This window comes from Pseudoalteromonas sp. T1lg122 (assembly GCF_002964825.1).
GTDB classification, from domain to species: domain Bacteria; phylum Pseudomonadota; class Gammaproteobacteria; order Enterobacterales; family Alteromonadaceae; genus Pseudoalteromonas; species Pseudoalteromonas gelatinilytica.
In genome coordinates, this window is sequence record NZ_PQCG01000033.1 from 191,820 (window position 1) to 211,123 (window position 19,304).

The window sequence follows — 19,304 nt, forward strand, 5'->3', positions numbered from 1 at the left end:
CTAATACAACATTTTTAACCAGCCACTATATTCCCTAACATTACTTTTACTTAGCATTGAATTTAAAATTAGATAGTGGTAGGCATAACAAACTAACAGAGCAACCATTAAAGAAGTTAACCTTAAAGGTAAGTCTCTAATCATAGCAATGAAGTTGATGATGATAACAGAAAATACAAAGTCGTTAAAAACATAAATTCTATTTGCTAGTATTGGAAAGCTCATAAACAAAAAGCATATAGAAGAAGAAACGAGATAAATATCTAATAATCTATCTTGAACTCTAACAACCCAACTTTCACACTTTTTATCATCCATGATATTTGATTCATGTATTTTAAAGAAAATGTAGCACAGTATAAAACTCAAAAAATATCGAAGTTGCACATGAAGCGCAATTCCCTCTTCAGCATTTTCCAGATAACCTTTCACTTTGACTAAAAAATACCCCCCATTACCTAAAGGAACAAAGTTCAATAGCAACTCAGGAACATTTATAAAATTAGAAGAGAAAAACAACAGCAACCCACTAAGAAATGTGAAACTTTTAAGTTTATATTTCGATACAAAGAATGAAATTAGAAATAAAAAGACAAACATTAACGAAGCTATATGAAATAAAGCAGCAAAGACAATAAAAATAAATGTCGCTTTTTTATTTTCCAATACAAAAAAATATGCAGAAAAGTATAAAAAACAAAGTGCAAAAGCCCAGCGCACTTGAATAAACTCAGAGTTATAATAAACAAAACTAAAGTAGACAAATGCACTAACAAGTGGGTATAGGGCAATTCTATTTAATACAACAAACTTAAGCATCAGACTAAAAAAAGCTAATACAAATAGAAAAAAGTAACCCTCTGCCTCAAAAGTTTTGAAAACTGAATTTAAAAATATATAGCCGACCTCTGCTGGCACCTCAGAAAAGCTAGAATTAGACTGAAATAACGAAGGTGTTATATCATAAAGCCACATATACGAAAGGTAATCATTAGCACTGTAATACCTTAAGCCTGTGAAATAAAATAAGATAAAAAAAGCACTAAAAAGTGAAACAGCACTTAGTGCTCTATTATTAAAAATTGATAATGAGGCAAAAAGAAAGAAAAGAGACCAAAACAAAAGATAAACTAACATAGACTCAGCCTCAGAACACTTGAGTAAATAGAATGCAATGAGTTCACTCTAAAAACAACTTCCAACTTTCAGCCACTTCTTCAATTGACTGTTTTTTAGCATGGAAATGAGCATTTTCACTCATTGTCTTGTAAAGTTCAGGGGTTTTAAAAAGGCATTCTATTGAACGAGAAAAACCTTCTGAATCACCATCATCTATAAGATATCCATTAAAATTGTGTTCAATTAACTCTCGGGGACCTGTAGGGCAATCAAAAGCAATAACAGGTAACCCATATGCATTTGCCTCACCAATCACCATAGGTAACCCCTCATAAATAGAAGTCATTAATAGAACATCATGATTTCTGTAAACTTTATCCATATCTTTTTGATTACCTAAAAAAGTCACTTTATTATTTAGGTCTAGCTCATCACAAAGAGATACTAATTCTTCTTTTTCTTCACCGTCACCAACAATTGTTAAATTAAATGAATCATCTAGGGTAGAGACTATTCTTAAAAGCCTAGAAAAGCTTTTCTGCTTAGTTAAACGCCCTACTGCCAGAAGTTTTTTTGTTGGTTCTTTTTCCATATAAGTTGGTAATGGTAGACCAAGTGGATTTTTCATGACATGTAGCTTGTCTGCATTAAACCCTTTATTGAGATAAGTTTCTTTATCTCTTTCTGTTAACAAAAATAAAAAGTCAGCTCTTTTGAATAAAATATTTCTAGCGAACTTTTTAAATTTAGACTTAACAGCGTAGTAATTGTTATGCTCACAAATAATTACTTTTTTGCTACTAATTAGCAAATTAAGCATAAAGCGAATGGAAATATCTGTAGCTGATAAAATTACCACATCATAATTGCCAGACTTAAGCATTGATTCAATTTTAAAAAAACGTGTGAACTGCTCGCTAAGCTTATTGATTAAGCCAGAAACATTATAATTAAACCCTAATGATTTTCGCTCTACCTTCCTATCTAAATCATAAAAATCACTATCTTTTGACACACCAGTAGCTAATGTGATTTCGTAGCCTGAATTTGACCAATATGAACATAGCCGAGCTGCAACTCTCTCAGCGCCACCAGACTGTAAACTACCAATTACAAATAAAACACTCTTCATAATGTTACTTCATATATAATTTTAATAAATCAATTTAGAATTTACGCTTAAAAATTCCAAAAAACATTTTTAAACATCATCAAGCGCATGAAATAAAATTCAAATTAAATCAATAGAACTTGTCAAAAAACCAAAACTAATAACTCTTTGATATATTTCGTTTCTTAATTAACTTATCGAATAATATTGTGCGCATTAATTCCAGCTGTAACTTTAAAAACCGTTTAAAGCTATATCCATGGTAGATATCTGCATCCGAATTTATATCATCAAAAACATTCATAAATCTTTCAATAGAAAAGTCATAACTTCTTTCGTACTCTTTTTTTCTGAGAGCATTAAATTTATCTTGAGGCATATCTATTAAATCCAATATGTAAGATTTAAAAGTCTGTTTAGGGTATTCCAACCCTAGCTCATGGTAATTTTGCTGACACGTATTACTTAAATAACCATAAGTATCAGAATTAACATTAGACTCTATACCAATTAAACACACACATGAATGACCTGCAGCAAGCACTAATGAAGTTCCACTTCCTACAAATACATCAGCTCTATCTATATGGGCATCTAAATCAGAGTAATTAACATGTTTAATGAATTGAACATACCCCTCTAGTTTGTTTTCTTTTACATAAGCTGTGAGACTATTGTAATCGGGACCATCACCAACTATTTTATAATTAACAAAAACACCATCTTTAACTAAATCGTTTACCAATTCTAAAACATGCAAATTATAAGTTTTAAATGAAACTAAACGACCGACAGAGAGAATATTCAGCGGTTCATTTTTTACCTTATATTTAACCTCCCCCCCCCTTGGAACGCCGAGTGAAACCTCCATTATATCCGGATCACTTTCCTGAAGAACAAATCTAATATTTTCTGCAGTTCTTTTACTAGTAGCAATTAATGACCTTTCATTTAAACAATTAATAGTATTTAACACTTCTTTATAAAAAGGCGGATCATTAGGCAAGCTCTTGCATTCATTTGCATGGTAAAAGCCTAAAGTAAGCTTGACTGGTTCAATAACACCGCGTAAAAGCAAAGAGGATATAATATAAAATGTATATAAGTTTGTAGTGTGACATGCATCAATCTCGGACATAAGAAGTGCAACTTTATCTTTATCATATACACAAAATGGAATAAACAGGCTACTAACTCTAACTAGAGATCGATTTAATTTTGTAGGGTAAAATAACTCATCAATAAAGAATACATCTGCATTATTTTTTAGTTCAGAAAGTAACTCTTTGTCATATTCACGTGAAAGCAATAACACTTTCCCTCTAGAACCTATGTTATTTTTGTATTTGCACATTTCTAAAATTTGAGTTTGAATACCCCCAACCTTAAAGTCAGAGTAAACAAACAAGACGCTAACTTTTTCTTGCATAAAAAACTCTATAAAAAAGCATAAAATTACAAATCAACTTTATTAACATAATTAACGGGAAGACCCAAACAACTATTTCACTGCCCAAATAAGCAGTAAAAAAAACAAAACAAACAAGATATAGAAGCTCAAGAATAATAATAGTTGACTTTTTTGCCTTAGCAACAAGAGAGAAACCTATCGAATATACCAGAGAACCTAAAATCATATTAACAATCAATGGATTAAAAAAGACTACTGCTGGCAATTGTTCTTTACTGAAAAGGACCAATATTATTTCTTCAGAAAAGACAAACAACAACAATGAAATAAGCAAAAAAGACACCAAGCTTAATATACAAGTTTTCAAAACGATAGAAGCCACTAATTTCAAATCACTTATGCTGGATATCTTCCTATAGTAGTAACTTGAATAATATGTAAGTGATAAACCTAACAACAACTCAAAAAGCCTTTGAGCCGTATAAAAATAGCCTACAGTTTCTAAATCGTATGCCTCAGAAATAACAAACCTAGCAATTGCAGAGTAAATGTAAAATGCTGATGTGGATACAACACCATACAACAAATAACCAAAAACCTTGTTTAAATAAAACAAATCTTTGAAATGTATTAATAGGCTTTTAAAGTCTATTTTTTTGATATATTCAGAAAACATAAAAAGACCTAAAAAACCAGGCCTAAATAAGATAAAAGCAAATGTAAGATAAAACTTTTCAAAATATATAGTTAAATCAAGAAAGCACTACACAAAACAGAGTTACCTACATTAAGTAAAACAAAGTCTTTCCGAACACCTCCATTAATGACTACCGCCTGCTTAAAGATAAATATTTGATAAAAAAATGGCAATGAAAACAACAAATAAGGAGTCATATACTTTTCAACATCAAGTAAAAAATACTCTGCAACAAAGCCAATTTCATTTAGAATAAAAAGCAATATTGATATTAAAAGAGCAAAAAAGAAAAAAACTTGTAACGTTACCCTTTCTCTAATATCAGCTGAGAGAATACAGTTTTGCAGGCCAGATGTACTAAATGCACTGATTAAAGAAGATAACAAAACTGCTTGACATAAACTGCATATTCACTAACAGATAATGACGAAGCAGCCACTTTGTTGGTAGCCAACGTTAATAATAATATAAGAAGTTGTGCGGTTATTGTTGTTACTGCATAGGACATTAAGTATTCCTAACTTAACTTAGCTATCAAAAAAGGAATTGATATTTTGGCAAATTTTTCTCACCTGTTTTATTTCTAAAGAAAAGTAAATAGGCAATCTTAATAATCGTTCACTTTCAGAGGTAGTGTAAGTATCATCCCCTCGCATAAGCCCGAATTCTATACCCGCTTTTGAAGAATGCAGTGGTATATAATGAAAAACAGTTTGAATACCTTTCTCTTTGAGGTACGACATTAGATCTTGCCTTTCTGCTAAGTTTTTGCATTTAATATAAAACATATGAGCATTATGGCTGCAGTCACCAGGGATATATGGCAACGCAATGAACTTTTTATCAAATAATGGTTTTAAACCTTGAAAGTACTCTTTCCAAAGAGCTAAACGGTGGTCATTAATTGCTTTTGAAGACTCAAGCTGCCCCCATAAGTATGCTGACTGCAACTCACTAGGTAAAAAGCTGGAACCAATATCTTGCCAAGTATATTTATCAACTATTCCATGTAAGAACTGGCTGCGATTTGTGCCTTTTTCACGGATAATTTCTGCTCTTTCAACTAATTTGGGGTCATTAATTAAGATTGCCCCGCCCTCGCCGCCTGAAGAATAATTTTTCGTCTCATGAAAGCTATAGCAACCAATATGTCCAACAGCACCTAAGGCTTTTCCTTTATATGTAGACATTACCCCTTGCGCTGCATCTTCGATTACCCAAAGAGCATATTTTTCTGCGACAGCTAATATCTTATCCATCTCGCAGGCAACTCCTGCATAATGAACGGGTACTATCGCACGAGTTTTAGGAGTTATTGCAGCTTCAATTAATGATTCATTTATATTCATGGTATCAGGGCGTACATCAATAAATATTATTTTTGCTCCACGTAGAACAAATGCATTAGCTGTTGAGACAAAGGTATATGATGGCATAATAACCTCATCACCTTCTTTTATATCTATTAATATTGCAGCTAATTCCAATGCAGCTGTACATGATGGAGTAAGTAATGCTTTCGTTGTTTTAAAATGCTCTTCAAGCCATGATTCACATTTTTTAGAAAAGTAACCGTCACCACAAAGCTTATCTGAATGGATTGCTTGCTCGATATAACCTAACTCATTACCTGTTTTTGGGGGAATATTAAAAGGGATCATTTTTAAACCTGTCTATAAAACCAATAGGAGATATCAGCAATATCAAATCCAGCTTTACTATATAAATTTGAAGCTAAAATGTTGCTTGTTTGTGTAGCTACTGTGATTTTTTTCGCTTTTCTTGTAATACTATAACTTTGTACAAGTTCAAGTAATTTTTTACCGATACCTTGGCCTTGAAAAGCTGCTGCAACACCAATAAGACCTATAATTGCCTCACTATCGCAGATACGAACAGTTACAAAACCTGAAATAGTATCTTCAGCTTTTAAAACCAAACAGCAGTCATCAAATTTAGCGAATACGGCATTTTCTATCCATGTTTGATAGAAATTATCTCTTTCTAATGAAGTGAACCAAGGTTCTCGAAAACGACTGTTAGTATATAAATTACTAACTATCAGTTTAAGTTCACTTATAGAGCTTTTTGTCGCTAAATAACCATCAAAGTCTTTTAATGAATCCGAACAACTACTTTCATGTAATTTTTTCTGAAAAACGAGTTCACCTTCTACAAAACTAAAGCCAAAATTATTTAAACGGTTTATAACTTGATAGTTATTAGAGTCGACTTTAACAGTTACGAGTGAGCTTACTGGCCAACTTTCAACCTTAGGCCACGGTTGAACTTGATCTATTGTTAAAATTGTTCGATTAAAAAAGCTACTATCCCACAATTTTTTTTTGAATATTTTATACATTATTATGGTACTAAACCCATTAAATACTTCCCATAGCTATTTTTTAACATAGGTGTTGCAAGCTTTTTAAGTTGCTCTTCTGTTAACCAGCCATTATTGAAACCAATCTCTTCTAAGCAAGCTATTTTATAGCCTTGTCGCTTTTCAATTGTTTCAACAAATTGAGCTGCTTCTAGTAAACTTTCATGAGTCCCCGTATCTAACCAAGCAAAACCACGCCCAAGTATTTCTACATTAAGTTTGTCTTGTTTTAAATACATTTCATTAAGGCATGTAATTTCTAATTCACCGCGTTGCGAGGGTTCAACTTGCTTAGCCATTTTCACTACGGAATTATCGTAAAAATAAAGTCCTGTTACAGCGAGGTTTGACTTTGGCTTATTAGGCTTTTCCTCTATTGAAATTGCTTTTTTATTTTCATTAAATTCAACTACCCCAAATCGCTCAGGGTCTTTAACCTGGTAGCCGAATACAGTTGCACCTTGACCTTCTTTAGCATTTTGTACCGCATGCTTTAATTTAGGGGTAAAACCTTGACCGTAAAAAATATTATCACCAAGTACTAGGCATACATCATCGTTTCCAATGAATTTTTCACCTAATATAAAAGCTTGTGCTAGCCCATCTGGACTCGGCTGTACAGTGTAACTAAGTTCAATACCAAATTGTGAACCATTACCAAGCAAACGCTTAAAGGAATCGCAGTCTTCAGGAGTTGTAATAATAAGTATTTCGCGAACTCCAGCGAGCATTAAAACAGATAGAGGGTAATAAATCATTGGTTTATCGTAAATTGGAAGTAACTGCTTTGATACTCCCATCGTTATTGGATAAAGACGAGTGCCAGAGCCTCCAGCTAAAATTATTCCTTTCATATTAGTTACTCCCTTCTAACTCACCTAGACGTTCACGCTGATAAGAACCACTCTGGACATTTTCACACCATTCCTGGTTATCTAAATACCATTGAACTGTTTTACGTAGCCCTGTCTCAAAGGTTTCAACGGGATGCCAATTTAGTTCTTTAGACATTTTTGAAGCATCGATAGCATATCGTCTATCATGACCTGGTCGATCAGTTACATATGTAATCAAAGAAGAGTAACTTGCTAATAGTTTTCCGTCGTTAGACTTGATATTTCTCGCTTCACTTGGCGCCATCTCATCTAAAATACTACAAATTGTTTTCACAACTTCGATATTTTGCTTTTCATTATGACCACCTATATTGTAGGTTTCTCCAGTTTCTCCTTCTGTGACCACTTTATATAAAGCACGAGCATGATCTTCTACAAATAACCAATCTCTAATTTGATCGCCTTTACCATATACAGGTAACTCTTTGCCCTCTAACGCATTTAAAATAACGAGCGGTATTAACTTCTCAGGAAAATGATATGGGCCATAATTATTTGAACAATTAGTAATTAGAGTGGGTAAACCATATGTACGCATCCAAGCCCTTACTAAGTGATCACTTGATGCCTTACTGGCAGAATATGGGCTGCTTGGTGCATATGGCGTATCTTCAGTGAATAGTGGCAACTTTTCATCATTAACTTCACTTGGGTGAGGTAAGTCACCATAAACTTCATCCGTTGAAATATGATGGAATCTAAACGATGATTTCTTATTTGCATCTAACTGACTCCAATATTGTCTGGACACTTCAAGTAAATTATATGTACCGACTATATTTGTTTGAATGAATTCAGCTGGTCCTGTAATTGATCGGTCAACATGACTTTCTGCAGCTAAGTGCATCACAACATCTGGTTTGTGACTAAAAAAAATGCGTTCTAGCTCTTTATAATTACAAATATCGACGTGTTCAAATGCGTATCTTTTATCAGAAGCTATGCAATCCAATGACTCTAAGTTACCGGCATATGTAAGCTTATCCACATTGACTACTGAGTGAGGAGTGCTTCTAATAATATAACGCACTAAAGCAGAACCGATAAAACCAGCTCCTCCAGTGACTAGAATCTTCATTTCCAAATACCTTTCGTATCTATAAGATATGGACTATCAATTTTACTTTCTTTAAAGATTTTATGATCCACAAGTAGTAAATGAACATCAGCCTCATTACTTGCAACTTCAAACGACTTTAAATGTAAATTATCGATATTTTTTGGTAATGCATCAATATTTGGCTCCACAGCAACTACTTTTCCCGCATGAAAATCCGCAACACTAAGAGATATATTTAAAGCAGGGCTTTCTCTTAAATCGTCGATATCAGGTTTAAATGCTAAGCCATAACAGGCTACAACAACATCTTTCGCTGTTTTGGTAGGATTCGCTTGTAAGAAGTCAGAAATCGATAGTTTTACTTTATCGATGACCCAATGAGGTTTTGCATCGTTTACTTTACGTGCTGTATGAATAATTTTTGCTTCTTCAGGTGTATTACTTACTATAAACCATGGATCTACAGCAATGCAGTGCCCTCCGACTCCGGGACCTGGCTGAAGAATATTAATCCTTGGGTGCCTATTCGCTAAAGAAATTAGTTCCCAAACATCTATATCTAATTTGTCACAAATTATCGAAAGCTCATTTGCAAAAGCAATTTGTACATCACGACATGAATTTTCAGTTAATTTAGCCATTTCAGCCGTACGAGCATTTGTAATTACGCACTCACCTTGTACAAATGTTCTATATAACTCAACTGCTCGCGCAGAACATTTAGCTGTCATTCCGCCTATTACACGGTCATTCTCTACTAACTCTCTAACAACATGTCCTGGTAATACCCTTTCAGGACAATGTGCTACGTTAATGTCTGAATCTTCACCTGAATTTTGAGGAAAAGTTAAATCGGTTCTTAACTCAGCTAACCATTCAGACATTTTTTCTGTAGCACCAACTGGTGACGTCGATTCGAGTATCACTAAATCACCTTTTTTAAGTACTGGTGCAATCGACTCACTCGCTTTTTTGATATATGTTAAATCTGGTTCTGGAATTTCTGACTCGCTGTTTTTAAATGGAGTTGGAACCGCAATTAAGAAGGCATCAGCGGGTTCAGCTTCTAAAGTTGCTCGTAAATACCCTTCAGTTACAGCGGCATGAACTATCATATCTAAATCTGGTTCAACTATATGAATTTGTCCTTGATTAATAATATCTACTGCATGTTGATTTACATCAACTCCAATTACTTTCTTTTTACGTGATGCAAACATTGCAGCAGTTGGAAGGCCTATATAACCTAAACCTATAACTGAGATTGTATTAAATGACATGGTTATCCTTGTGTGTAGTGCTAGTTGCTAGATCTACAAATTCTATTTTTAAACTTTTTGAATCAAGCCATAGATTAGGCTTTTAAGCTATAAAGCTGGTTTTATGATGCTCAAATACGATCAAACCGTAATTAACAGTTAATTCTTCGCAAGAAAGTCGCAAATTCTTTGGCAAGCTTTACCATCACCATACGGGTTATGGGCACGACTCATAATCCTGTAAGCGCTCTCACTTGTTAATAGATCATTAAGTGACGTTGTAATTTTATCGACACTAGTACCAACTAGCTTTACTGTCCCGGCCTCAACAGCTTCTGGGCGCTCTGTTGTATCTCGCATTACCAATACAGGCTTCCCAAGGCTTGGAGCTTCTTCCTGTATACCTCCTGAATCAGTTAAAATAACGTGTGCACGATTCATCAAATATACAAAAGGTAAATATTGCTGCGGCTCTATAAGATATACATTATCAAGATCGCTTAAAAAGCGTTTCACTGGCTCTTGCACATTTGGGTTTAAATGAACTGGATATAAAATCTGACAATCTGGATATGACTTAGCCGTTTTAGCTAACGCTTCACAAATTCGCTCAAATCCTCCACCAAAGCTTTCGCGGCGATGTCCGGTGACTAAAATAAGTTTTTTATTGTCATCAAGCATTGGGAACTGAGCTGCAAGAGTATTATTTAGGTCTCTTTGGTTTTCGATTTGTTCTTTTACCATTAGCAACGCATCAATAACTGTATTACCTGTTACGCTTATATTCTCTTTTGCATAGTTTTCTTTTAACAGGTTTTGTTTTGAGGTTTCTGTAGGTGCAAAGTGATATTTAGTTAATGCCCCTGTTAATTTACGGTTTGCTTCTTCTGGCCACGGTGAATAAATGTTCCCCGTACGTAAACCAGCTTCAACATGCCCGACTGAAATTTGCTCGTAATATGCAGCAAGGCTTGCTGCAAAAGTAGTCGCAGTATCTCCATGTACAAGAACTACATCTGGCTTAAACTCTTTTAGGACTGGAGTTAATTCTAATAAAATTCGACTTGTAACTTCAGGAAGTGTTTGTCCTGATTTCATTATATTTAAATCATAGTCCGGTTTAATACTAAAAATATCAAGTACTTGATCTAACATTTCACGATGTTGTGCAGTAACACATACCTTTGCATCAAAACGTTCATCACAAGCTAATAAACGAACTAAAGGAGCCATTTTTATAGCTTCTGGACGAGTACCAAACACTGTCAATACTTTCTTTTTCGGCAAAATCATTTCCTAAATTCAAAAATCATAAAGATAAAAATAAATCAGTTAGAACTACGCCTAATGAAAAACTCCGCTAAAATATAAATAAGCCCAATAGTTAACCCTATAAATGCACCTAAGATACATATAAGAGCTCTTTTTGGCTTTGCTTTTATTTCCGGAATAACAGGAGCATCAATAACCTTAAATACATACTCATCTCTAACATTAGCGAACATGATTGTTTTTGCCTGCTCCTCAATAAGCTTGTATAAAATTGACTTCATATCAGCAACATTAGTCTTTTCGATCTGTTCAATTAAGAAATGAGTGCTTTTATTTGCTTCTAATACATCCCTTTTTTTCATTTCCATATTTATATCTTCAATCAGCAAAGTTAACCACTCACAGGCAACTGTAGGTGATACATGCATGATTGATAACTTCAACATACCTGTATCTTTATCGACGCTTAGTAACATATTGTCACTGAAATAATCGTATGCCTCTAAATATGATGGCGTTGCTTTCAAGGGTAATGATACTTCTCGAACCCATTTTTTTGATGATGGATTATAGATGCTTTCGTCATAAACCACAGAGTTACTCTCTCTATCCCATGACTTTGCAGCCATTAGTTCAGGTAGTATTTGATGCCTATCCAAAAACTGTTTAAAGAACTGCCTTGATTGTAAGATTTCTATTGCTAATTGAACTTTATTACTTGTTTGTCCACCAACATTCACTCCAGCTAAGCTAGCTAGTCCTCCAAGTTGACCAGCTAAAGATGCAAGCCCCCCTCCTTGCTCATTTTCAGCTGGAGCAAGTAACGCTTCTGATTTATAAATATCAGGTTGAGATAAGGCGAAGGTCACTGACAATAAAGAGCTAATCACCAATATAATTAGTAATTTATACTTACCAAGCCAAATAATGTTAACTATCTTGGGCAAGGTTACTTCGTTTTCAGTGAAGTGATTTTTTAAAGTTTCTGTCTGCGTTTCCATGATTTCCTGTAACACTTATAGAGTTAAATACTACTAATAGCAGCAACAGCTACACCTAACTGATAAACAATCTGTGTTGCGGTGCTCCACAGAGTTAGGTTGTCCATGTAATCAGCATTCATAGGTACTACGATAGTATCACCCGCTTCAAGCGTGTTTACGTCATTAACTGCAAACCAGCTACCTGTACTTGGGATTTTCACTGAGCCATTAGCTTTGATGATATAGATACGTTCATCAGCTGCGCGCTCTTTTAGACCACCACTGAGGTCAATATAATCGTCAACCGTAATGCCTTGTTTGAATAGATGTGAGGTTGCGTAGTTAACTTCACCGATCACACTGATAGAATCACGCTTACTTGGTACATAAAGAGCATCACCATTTTGTAGAACTAAGTTTTGCTTATCTTCAACAATAAGTGGTAAATCAATAACCAATCGCCCCACAGCTTCAACGTTAGCTAGGTCATTCAATAACTTGTTCATTTCATCATATGAAAGGCTGTTACTACTTACAGAATTTTCAAAGCTTTTTGATGCAATGTCACGACGCAAATCTTCAGAAAGTTTTGCAAGTTGCTGTTGCTCTTGTTTGCGAATAGCTTCACGAGTGAAAATAGCAGCATTTGGCGCGGCAAATTCAGAAAAACCGCCAGCACGTTCTAGTAAGTTGCTTAATGTTTCACCGCGACGAATCGTGTAAACACCAGGGAATTTCACTTCGCCTTTAAGCTCTACCTTTACGTTTTCTTGCCAATTAGGAATAGAGAAAATATTAATACTATCTTTACTACGTAATGCGATATTTTCACCATTACTACCTAACATGGCAGCTTGCAGGTTAAATTTTATATGTTTAACTTTTGATGCGTCGCCATCCATTACACGGGTTATTTCAGCTTGCTCAGTATAAGCAGACTCAAGTAAGCCACCGGCGGCGGCTATCAAATCGTTTACTTCGCCATTAACTGTAAGAGGATAAACACCAGGGTAGGTTACATGGCCATTTATTTCTACAAGTTGCATTGCCATAGCAACTGAGGCTTGTTGCTTTAACTTTGCAATGATTGGCTTTAATAGGTTAAAACGGCTGAAAACTGCATAATCTTCTGCATCAAGCAATTCTTCATCTTTATTTAAATTGCGCTTGGCAATATCAGCAATTGATTTAGTGCTGTCTTCTTTTAACTTTAAATCGTCTGCTATATCTGAAACACCAATATATTTTTCAAACTCTCTTTGCTGGTATTGATGCCATTGTTTTACTTTATACTGCTGCTGTTGCTGCGCTTCTGTAAGCGCCATATTTGCAAGTGCAGTTTCTTCAGCTTGCTTTTCTTGGTAACGGCTAAATACAAAAAGCTTATCGTTTGCTTTAAGTTCTAGATCATGCTCAGCAGCTTTAACTATCGCTTGCGCTATATCAAATTGAAAAACTTGAATATCGCCAGCTACGTTAACTTCACGAACAAGTAATCCGTAACCTAAATCAGCTTGGGGCAGCAAGTCGCCACGCACCGATGTTAGAACGTCAGAGATGTGTTTGCCTTGATGCCATTGATAATGACCCGGACGTGCAACAGCACCAATTAAACTAATACTGTTTTGATATTGAAAACTTACAGGATTAAAACGAATACGGTCGCCATCGCGAGGAATATAGTTAATTTGATTGCCACTAAAATCAACAGATAATACTTCTTTCATATTATTGTTATTGAAGCGTTCAACAATTGCTTTTTTAGCGTAAGCTTGCGGTTTTAAACCACCCGCCATTTTTAATAACTGTGCGGCTGTTTCACCTTTTTTTAGCTCAAATATTGCAGGGCGTTTGACCAAGCCTTCAACAGCGACTTGCGAACCCACTGATGGGATAAACACAACATCACCTGGCTTTAAGATGATGTCGTTACTGCTATCACCGTTAATAAGCAAATCATAAAGGTCAAAATTTGCAACAACCTTACCCGCACGTTTAACTTGAATATTTCGAAGTGAAGCGATATCTGATACCCCACCACTAACAAATAGTGCATGCGATACCGTTGTCAGTGATGAAACAGAATAACTACCTGGTTTGTACGCTTCACCAAGCACTAAAACACGAATACTGCGCAGTTTACCAACTGAGACAAATGCTTTAATACCAATTACTTCTTGTTCAACTTTTGCTTTGATTAACTCTTTGACTTCTGCAAAAGTCAGACCCGCCACTTGAACAGGACTTAAGTTTGGAATGCTGATACGCCCTTCGCGGTCAACAACAACTTCATAGCTCTCGCTTTCTTTACCGTAAAAGTTGATGTTAAGTGTATCGCCACGACCAATTAAGTAGGTATCAGGTACGGCGGCATTTTCACTTGGCATAAATGATGTCGGCTCACCAGCAAACAAGTCATAACCAAAAGGTTTTACTTCATCAACTTTTGGAGCAAAGCGCTCTTCATCTGTTAATTGTTCTTTTTCTTGTTCTAAACGAGGTTGGATTGTTGATTCTTGTTCAATTTGGTCGGTTGAAGATTTCTTTCCCGTAATCGTTGATAAATCTACACCATACTGCCTTGCTAGCGCCTCTTGCTGCGCTCTAGGGAGTTTTTTAAATTGCTCGATTTGTGCGGCTGTAGGAGTAAAAGCCAATACTGATGCAGAGGTTAACAGCAAAAAAGTAATGAAGAGTCTTTTAAATAACATCACAGGTAGGGATATCCATAATTCTACAGTCAAAAAGATTGTCTATTCTACCTGAAATTTAAATAAATAAAAAAGGGACTTTCGTCCCTTTTTGTCATTAAATCGTCAACAAACAGATTTATTTAGTTAAAAACTGTAAACCAGCGTTAGTGACGTTTCTGTATCTGTGTTCTCTTTATCATCCGCAACATCTGAGTTGTGGGTGATGTTGTAAGCCACTTTCATTTGTAGTGAGCCGTTGATTTTAGCAAGAATTGCAGACTCAGAACGTGTTTTAGTATTGGTATCACCGTATTCAACTGATACTAACTGAGTAAAACGTGCGCTGTCTGAAATTTGCCAGTTATAATCAACTTTACCTAACGCGATTACTTCACCTTCGCGCTCACCGGCAAGTGAGTTACCGTTGTCATCAACTTCAGTACTTTCATCTGGGTATTGGAAGTACTTATAACCAGGACCGATTTCTGCGTTTAACCACATATCAGAACGGTCGATTACACGTAAACCATAACCTGCTGAGATAACTGATTCGTTACGGTATGCACCAAAGTAATCAGATACGTGCGAGCCGTAGATGAATAAGTGTGAGTGCTTTTCGTTTAACTTATAGTTACCTTGTGCAGAGATTGAGTACTTTTCGTTAGTACGCTGTGTTTCTTTAACACCTTGGTCGTTTTCGATCTCATCTTCTTTATAAAGACCGTCTAACTTGTACTCGTTATTCCAGTTTTCTAGGTTATGTAAAACCTTAACACCACCTTTTAGTGTTGTTGTTTCAGTGTTACCGCTCGTTACGATTGCACCTAATTCACTGGTTACATCCCAAGTTTTGGTTTCATCTGCTGCGAATGCGCTAGTTGCAGCGCTTGCTGCAACTAGAATTGATAATGCTTTTAATTTCATTAAAAAATAACCTTTACTACTTGTACGTTAGACTTATTAGTCTTCTTTGTGCAAATGAACATCCATTTGCGGGAATGGGATAGTGATGTTGGCATCGTCTAATGCGATCTTAATGTTTTCCATTAAATCGAAATACGTTGGCCAGTAATCAGCTGAGTTAACCCAAGGGCGAACCACAAAGTTTACGCTTGAATCTGCAAGTTCAGATACAGCGACTGTGTATGCAGGGTCTTTTAATAAACGAGACTCTTTGTCTAATACAGACTTAAGAACAGCTTTTGCTTCTTTAAGATCTGCATCGTAACCAACACCGATTACTAAATCGATACGACGAGTTGATTCACGAGAGAAATTTGTAATTGGGCTACCCATAATTGATGAGTTAGGCATGATAATTACTTTGTTGTCTGGCGTACGTAATTCTGTAGAGAAAATTTCGATTTTCTTAACTGTGCCCGCTTTACCGCCTGCTTCTACATAGTCACCTGATTTGAAAGGACGAAGTAAGATGATTAAAACACCTGAAGCAAAGTTAGACAGTGAACCTTGTAGTGCTAAACCTACTGCTAAACCAGCCGCACCTAAAATAGCAATGAATGAGGTTGTCTCAATACCTAATTGAGATAGAGCCATTAAGATTGTTGCAGCAAATACAATTGCATAAACAATGCTAGCAACGAATGAACCTACAGCTTTATCGACTTTCTTTTTATCAAATGCTTTTTCAGTCATCCCTTCGCAGAACTTCGCGATGCGACTACCTATAAAGAAAATGATTAGCGCTAGAACCGCCTGAACGGCGTAATGTATGATTAAACCTGAATTCTCGTTGATCCAGTTCATTATTGTATCCATGTTCTCTCCTGAAGTTCATTTTTAGCATAACGCTGTACAAATTATATATGATCTTTGGTTAAAAAATCATTAAATTACGCGCAAAACTACGAAATGAGTATTTGCTCAATTACAAAAAACCGCAAGTCTAATCTGCGAAACTGAACGCGAGCTGACCGCGAAGGCATTTCTGAATTTTCTGAGGTAAGTAAGTTTTTTCTACTTTTTTCAATTTAGGGGTTCACAAGCTTACTTTAATTATGTAATATGCGCGCCACACCAAACGAGGTGTATCTCAGTGGCGGCTGTAGCTCAGTTGGTAGAGCCCCGGATTGTGATTCCGGTTGTCGTGGGTTCAAGCCCCATCAGTCGCCCCACTCTTCCCCTTAGTAAATCTCTATATTTCATTAATATTTTCTATTTTAATCTCAAGATTTATCTTTTACACCTGTTTTCAGATCTAAAAGCTTTCAGCTGTCAGTTTTGAGCCGAACTGTGCTGTTTGTAGGTAATGCATGTAGGAGGTACTTTAGTGCCGAAGTCTTTAGGATAATTCACGGCTAAAGCCGTTCCTACGAGATGCAATATACCGTAGGCGTGAAATTTATTTCGAGTGATGTTTTGGATTTGCCGTTTGGGTGTTGAATATATGACGCGCCAAGCAAGCGTGACGCCTACGAAGTAGGAGGTACTTTAGTGCCGAAGTCTTTAGGATAATTCACGGCTAAAGCCGTTCCTACTAGATGCGAAATATCGTAGGCGTGAAATTTATTTCGCGTGATGTTTTGGATTTGCCGTTTGGGTGTTGAATATATGACGCGCCAAGCAAGCGTGACGCCTACGATGTAGGAGGTACTTTAGTGCCGAAGTCTTTAGGATAATTCACGGCTAAAGCCGTTCCCACGAGATGAGAGATGCGGGGGAATGTAGGCGTGAAATTTATTTCGCGCGAAAGCCTAGCTCCTAGCTCCTAGCTCCTAGCTCCTAGCTCCTAGCTCCTAGCTCCTAGCTCCTATTTTCAAAACCCAGACAAAAAAATGCCACCTTTCGGTGGCATTACACACGGGATTATTTCTATTTACTAGAAATGCTTTTCAAAGTTTAAGGCGATATGCTTCACACCTAACCTCAAACTCATAATTACTTCCAACTTTTCATCTTATGGCCTTTAACAGCATAGAAAAGTATGAATAAATAACAAGGCAACATTACAATATAAGCCATTTGTTGTGCTTCAGCGCTTTTCACGCCGCCACTTGCCAGGCCCCAAAATAATGGACCGAATGCGCCACCGGCTATACCCATAATAAGTAGACCAGAGCCTACACTAGTTAGCTTGCCTAAACCAGATAATGCGAGCGGCCAAACTGCAGGCCAAACAATCGCATTAGCAAAGCCTAGCACAGCAATGAGCAATAAGGTATCAGGTAGTACCGATTTTAGGCCAAATAATGTTGATATAAATACAGTTTCATTACTACCAGTGACTATCGCTAGGGTTAACACACAGCCCAATACCGCTGAAATAGTTAACGCGGTTTGTTGTGACAACACTCGTGGGATAAGTAACACCCCTAAAAAGTAACCTAGCACCATGCAACCCATGGTGTATGACGTCATAACACTATATTTTTCAACACCTAATGACAACGCAAAGCTACCAATGGTATCGCCTGCGATGACTTCAACGGCTACATAAACAAAAAGGGCCACAATCCCTAGCGCAAGACTCGGATGGCTCAGCGCTTCTTTTACCTGCCCCGGCTTTTGTTCATCTACATCATCAATTAACTCTGGCAATGGCATTTTGGTAACTGCAAAGCCGAGTATACCAATAAAAATAGCCATCCCTAAATACGGTAAAATTAAGCCATTGGCCATGGCATCAATGTCTGTTTGGCTAAGTTCTTTACCTACAAAGCCTTCAAAATCGCTGAGTATCAGTGCAGTAAACACGATTGGTGCTACAACTCCCGCACCTTTATTTAATATACCCATAATACTGACGCGAGCCGCGGCTGATTCTTCAGGGCCGATTCTGACTACGTATGGGTTAACCGCTGTTTGCAATAATGTTTGCCCAGCCCCCATAACAAGCTGCGCGAATAAAAACAGTGCAAACACTTGTGTTTTTGCCGCAGGTATAAACAGTAAACCTGCCACCATCATGGTTGCCATGCCCAGCGCCATACCGTTTTTATAACCTACCTTTCTGATGATCATCGCCGAAGGGAGAGCCGTAAAAGTCACGGCGATATAAAACGAGAAAATGATCAGCGATGCCTGAAATGGTGAAAGTTGCAAAATTTGCTGTAAAAATGGCATCAGTGAACCATTTAACCATGTAGCAAAACCCAGTATAAAAAACAGCGTGGCAACAATCGCCATAGGCACAACACTGCTTTGTTTATTCATTTCAGACATAACATTTCCCATAACAGCACAGTTCGACTCTACAGCGCTGCTGATTCAGATGATTATATAAAAGAGATATTAAATATTTATAACACTATCGCAACAAAAATGACAGCGCTGACATATTTCTTTTAAGTTTCTAGGAGCGGTCAGCTTTCAGCTGTCAGTTTTGAGCCGAACAGTGTTGTTTGGTTGCAATAAATTCCCCCTTCAGATAGATGTTGAATGTAAGACGCGCCAAGCAAGC

16 protein-coding genes and 1 tRNA gene are annotated in these 19,304 nt (G+C 36.3%); 1 reads left to right on the forward strand and 16 read right to left on the reverse strand.

Annotation, left to right across the window (positions count from 1 at the left end; all coding sequences use genetic code 11):
* The 15 genes from C2M33_RS17240 to C2M33_RS17310 form a co-directional block, all read right to left on the reverse strand.
* Entirely contained in the window at nt 1–1,137 is a 1,137-nt protein-coding gene (locus C2M33_RS17240; protein WP_105175018.1) for an EpsG family protein, read from the reverse strand.
* A gap of 43 nt (nt 1,138–1,180) precedes the next feature.
* Nucleotides 1,181–2,251 (reverse strand): glycosyltransferase family 4 protein, encoded by a 1,071-nt coding sequence (locus C2M33_RS17245; RefSeq protein ID WP_105175019.1) that lies wholly within the window; start codon nt 2,249–2,251, stop codon nt 1,181–1,183.
* Nucleotides 2,252–2,387: 136 nt separating this feature from the next.
* Nucleotides 2,388–3,659 (reverse strand): glycosyltransferase, encoded by a 1,272-nt coding sequence (locus tag C2M33_RS17250; protein ID WP_105175020.1) that lies wholly within the window; start codon nt 3,657–3,659, stop codon nt 2,388–2,390.
* Nucleotides 3,643–4,317: a hypothetical protein gene (locus C2M33_RS17255; protein WP_105175021.1), complete on the reverse strand. Its 675-nt coding sequence runs from the start codon at nt 4,315–4,317 to the stop codon at nt 3,643–3,645. The genes C2M33_RS17250 and C2M33_RS17255 overlap by 17 nt, the downstream gene beginning before the upstream one ends.
* A 71-nt stretch (nt 4,318–4,388) precedes the next feature.
* The gene (locus tag C2M33_RS17260) at nt 4,389–4,724 is read right to left on the reverse strand and encodes a hypothetical protein (protein WP_105175022.1); all 336 of its coding nucleotides are present in this window, start codon (nt 4,722–4,724) and stop codon (nt 4,389–4,391) included.
* Nucleotides 4,725–4,865: 141 nt separating this feature from the next.
* A complete protein-coding gene (gene rffA / locus C2M33_RS17265) occupies nt 4,866–5,999 on the reverse strand; it encodes a dTDP-4-amino-4,6-dideoxygalactose transaminase (RefSeq protein ID WP_105175023.1) in 1,134 nt (377 codons plus the stop codon).
* A 2-nt stretch (nt 6,000–6,001) separates the two neighbouring features.
* Nucleotides 6,002–6,700, reverse strand: coding sequence for a GNAT family N-acetyltransferase (locus tag C2M33_RS17270; protein ID WP_105175024.1), 699 nt, complete (start codon nt 6,698–6,700; stop codon nt 6,002–6,004).
* Between the two features lie 2 nt (nt 6,701–6,702).
* Complete coding sequence (rfbA, locus tag C2M33_RS17275; protein ID WP_105175025.1) at nt 6,703–7,575, reverse strand: glucose-1-phosphate thymidylyltransferase RfbA; 873 nt, start codon at nt 7,573–7,575, stop codon at nt 6,703–6,705.
* 1 nt (nt 7,576) lies between these two features.
* On the reverse strand, nt 7,577–8,695 hold the full coding sequence (rfbB, locus tag C2M33_RS17280) for a dTDP-glucose 4,6-dehydratase (protein WP_105175026.1): 1,119 nt from the start codon (nt 8,693–8,695) through the stop codon (nt 7,577–7,579).
* Nucleotides 8,692–9,957 carry a UDP-N-acetyl-D-mannosamine dehydrogenase gene (gene wecC / locus C2M33_RS17285; protein ID WP_105175027.1) on the reverse strand — a complete coding sequence of 422 codons (1,266 nt, stop codon included), beginning with the start codon at nt 9,955–9,957 and terminating at the stop codon, nt 8,692–8,694. Before wecC ends, rfbB begins: the two co-directional genes overlap by 4 nt.
* A gap of 138 nt (nt 9,958–10,095) precedes the next feature.
* A complete protein-coding gene (gene wecB, locus C2M33_RS17290; RefSeq protein ID WP_442793151.1) occupies nt 10,096–11,223 on the reverse strand; it encodes a non-hydrolyzing UDP-N-acetylglucosamine 2-epimerase in 1,128 nt (375 codons plus the stop codon).
* A 41-nt stretch (nt 11,224–11,264) separates the two neighbouring features.
* The gene (locus C2M33_RS17295; RefSeq protein ID WP_105175029.1) at nt 11,265–12,209 is read right to left on the reverse strand and encodes a Wzz/FepE/Etk N-terminal domain-containing protein; all 945 of its coding nucleotides are present in this window, start codon (nt 12,207–12,209) and stop codon (nt 11,265–11,267) included.
* Nucleotides 12,210–12,232: 23 nt separating this feature from the next.
* Entirely contained in the window at nt 12,233–14,902 is a 2,670-nt protein-coding gene (locus tag C2M33_RS17300) for an SLBB domain-containing protein (protein ID WP_105175030.1), read from the reverse strand.
* 126 nt (nt 14,903–15,028) lie between these two features.
* Nucleotides 15,029–15,808, reverse strand: a complete 780-nt coding sequence (locus C2M33_RS17305) for a DUF481 domain-containing protein (RefSeq protein WP_105175031.1) — start codon at nt 15,806–15,808, stop codon at nt 15,029–15,031.
* A gap of 36 nt (nt 15,809–15,844) precedes the next feature.
* Nucleotides 15,845–16,663 carry a mechanosensitive ion channel family protein gene (locus C2M33_RS17310; RefSeq protein WP_063701754.1) on the reverse strand — a complete coding sequence of 273 codons (819 nt, stop codon included), beginning with the start codon at nt 16,661–16,663 and terminating at the stop codon, nt 15,845–15,847.
* 280 nt (nt 16,664–16,943) lie between these two features.
* On the opposite strand from C2M33_RS17310, the gene C2M33_RS17315 reads away from it, so the two are divergent.
* A tRNA-His gene (locus tag C2M33_RS17315) sits at nt 16,944–17,019 on the forward strand.
* 763 nt (nt 17,020–17,782) lie between these two features.
* Here the strand turns inward: C2M33_RS17315 and nagP are convergent.
* Entirely contained in the window at nt 17,783–19,066 is a 1,284-nt protein-coding gene (gene nagP, locus C2M33_RS17320) for an N-acetylglucosamine MFS transporter NagP (protein ID WP_105175032.1), read from the reverse strand.
* Between the last annotated feature and the right edge of the window lie 238 nt (nt 19,067–19,304).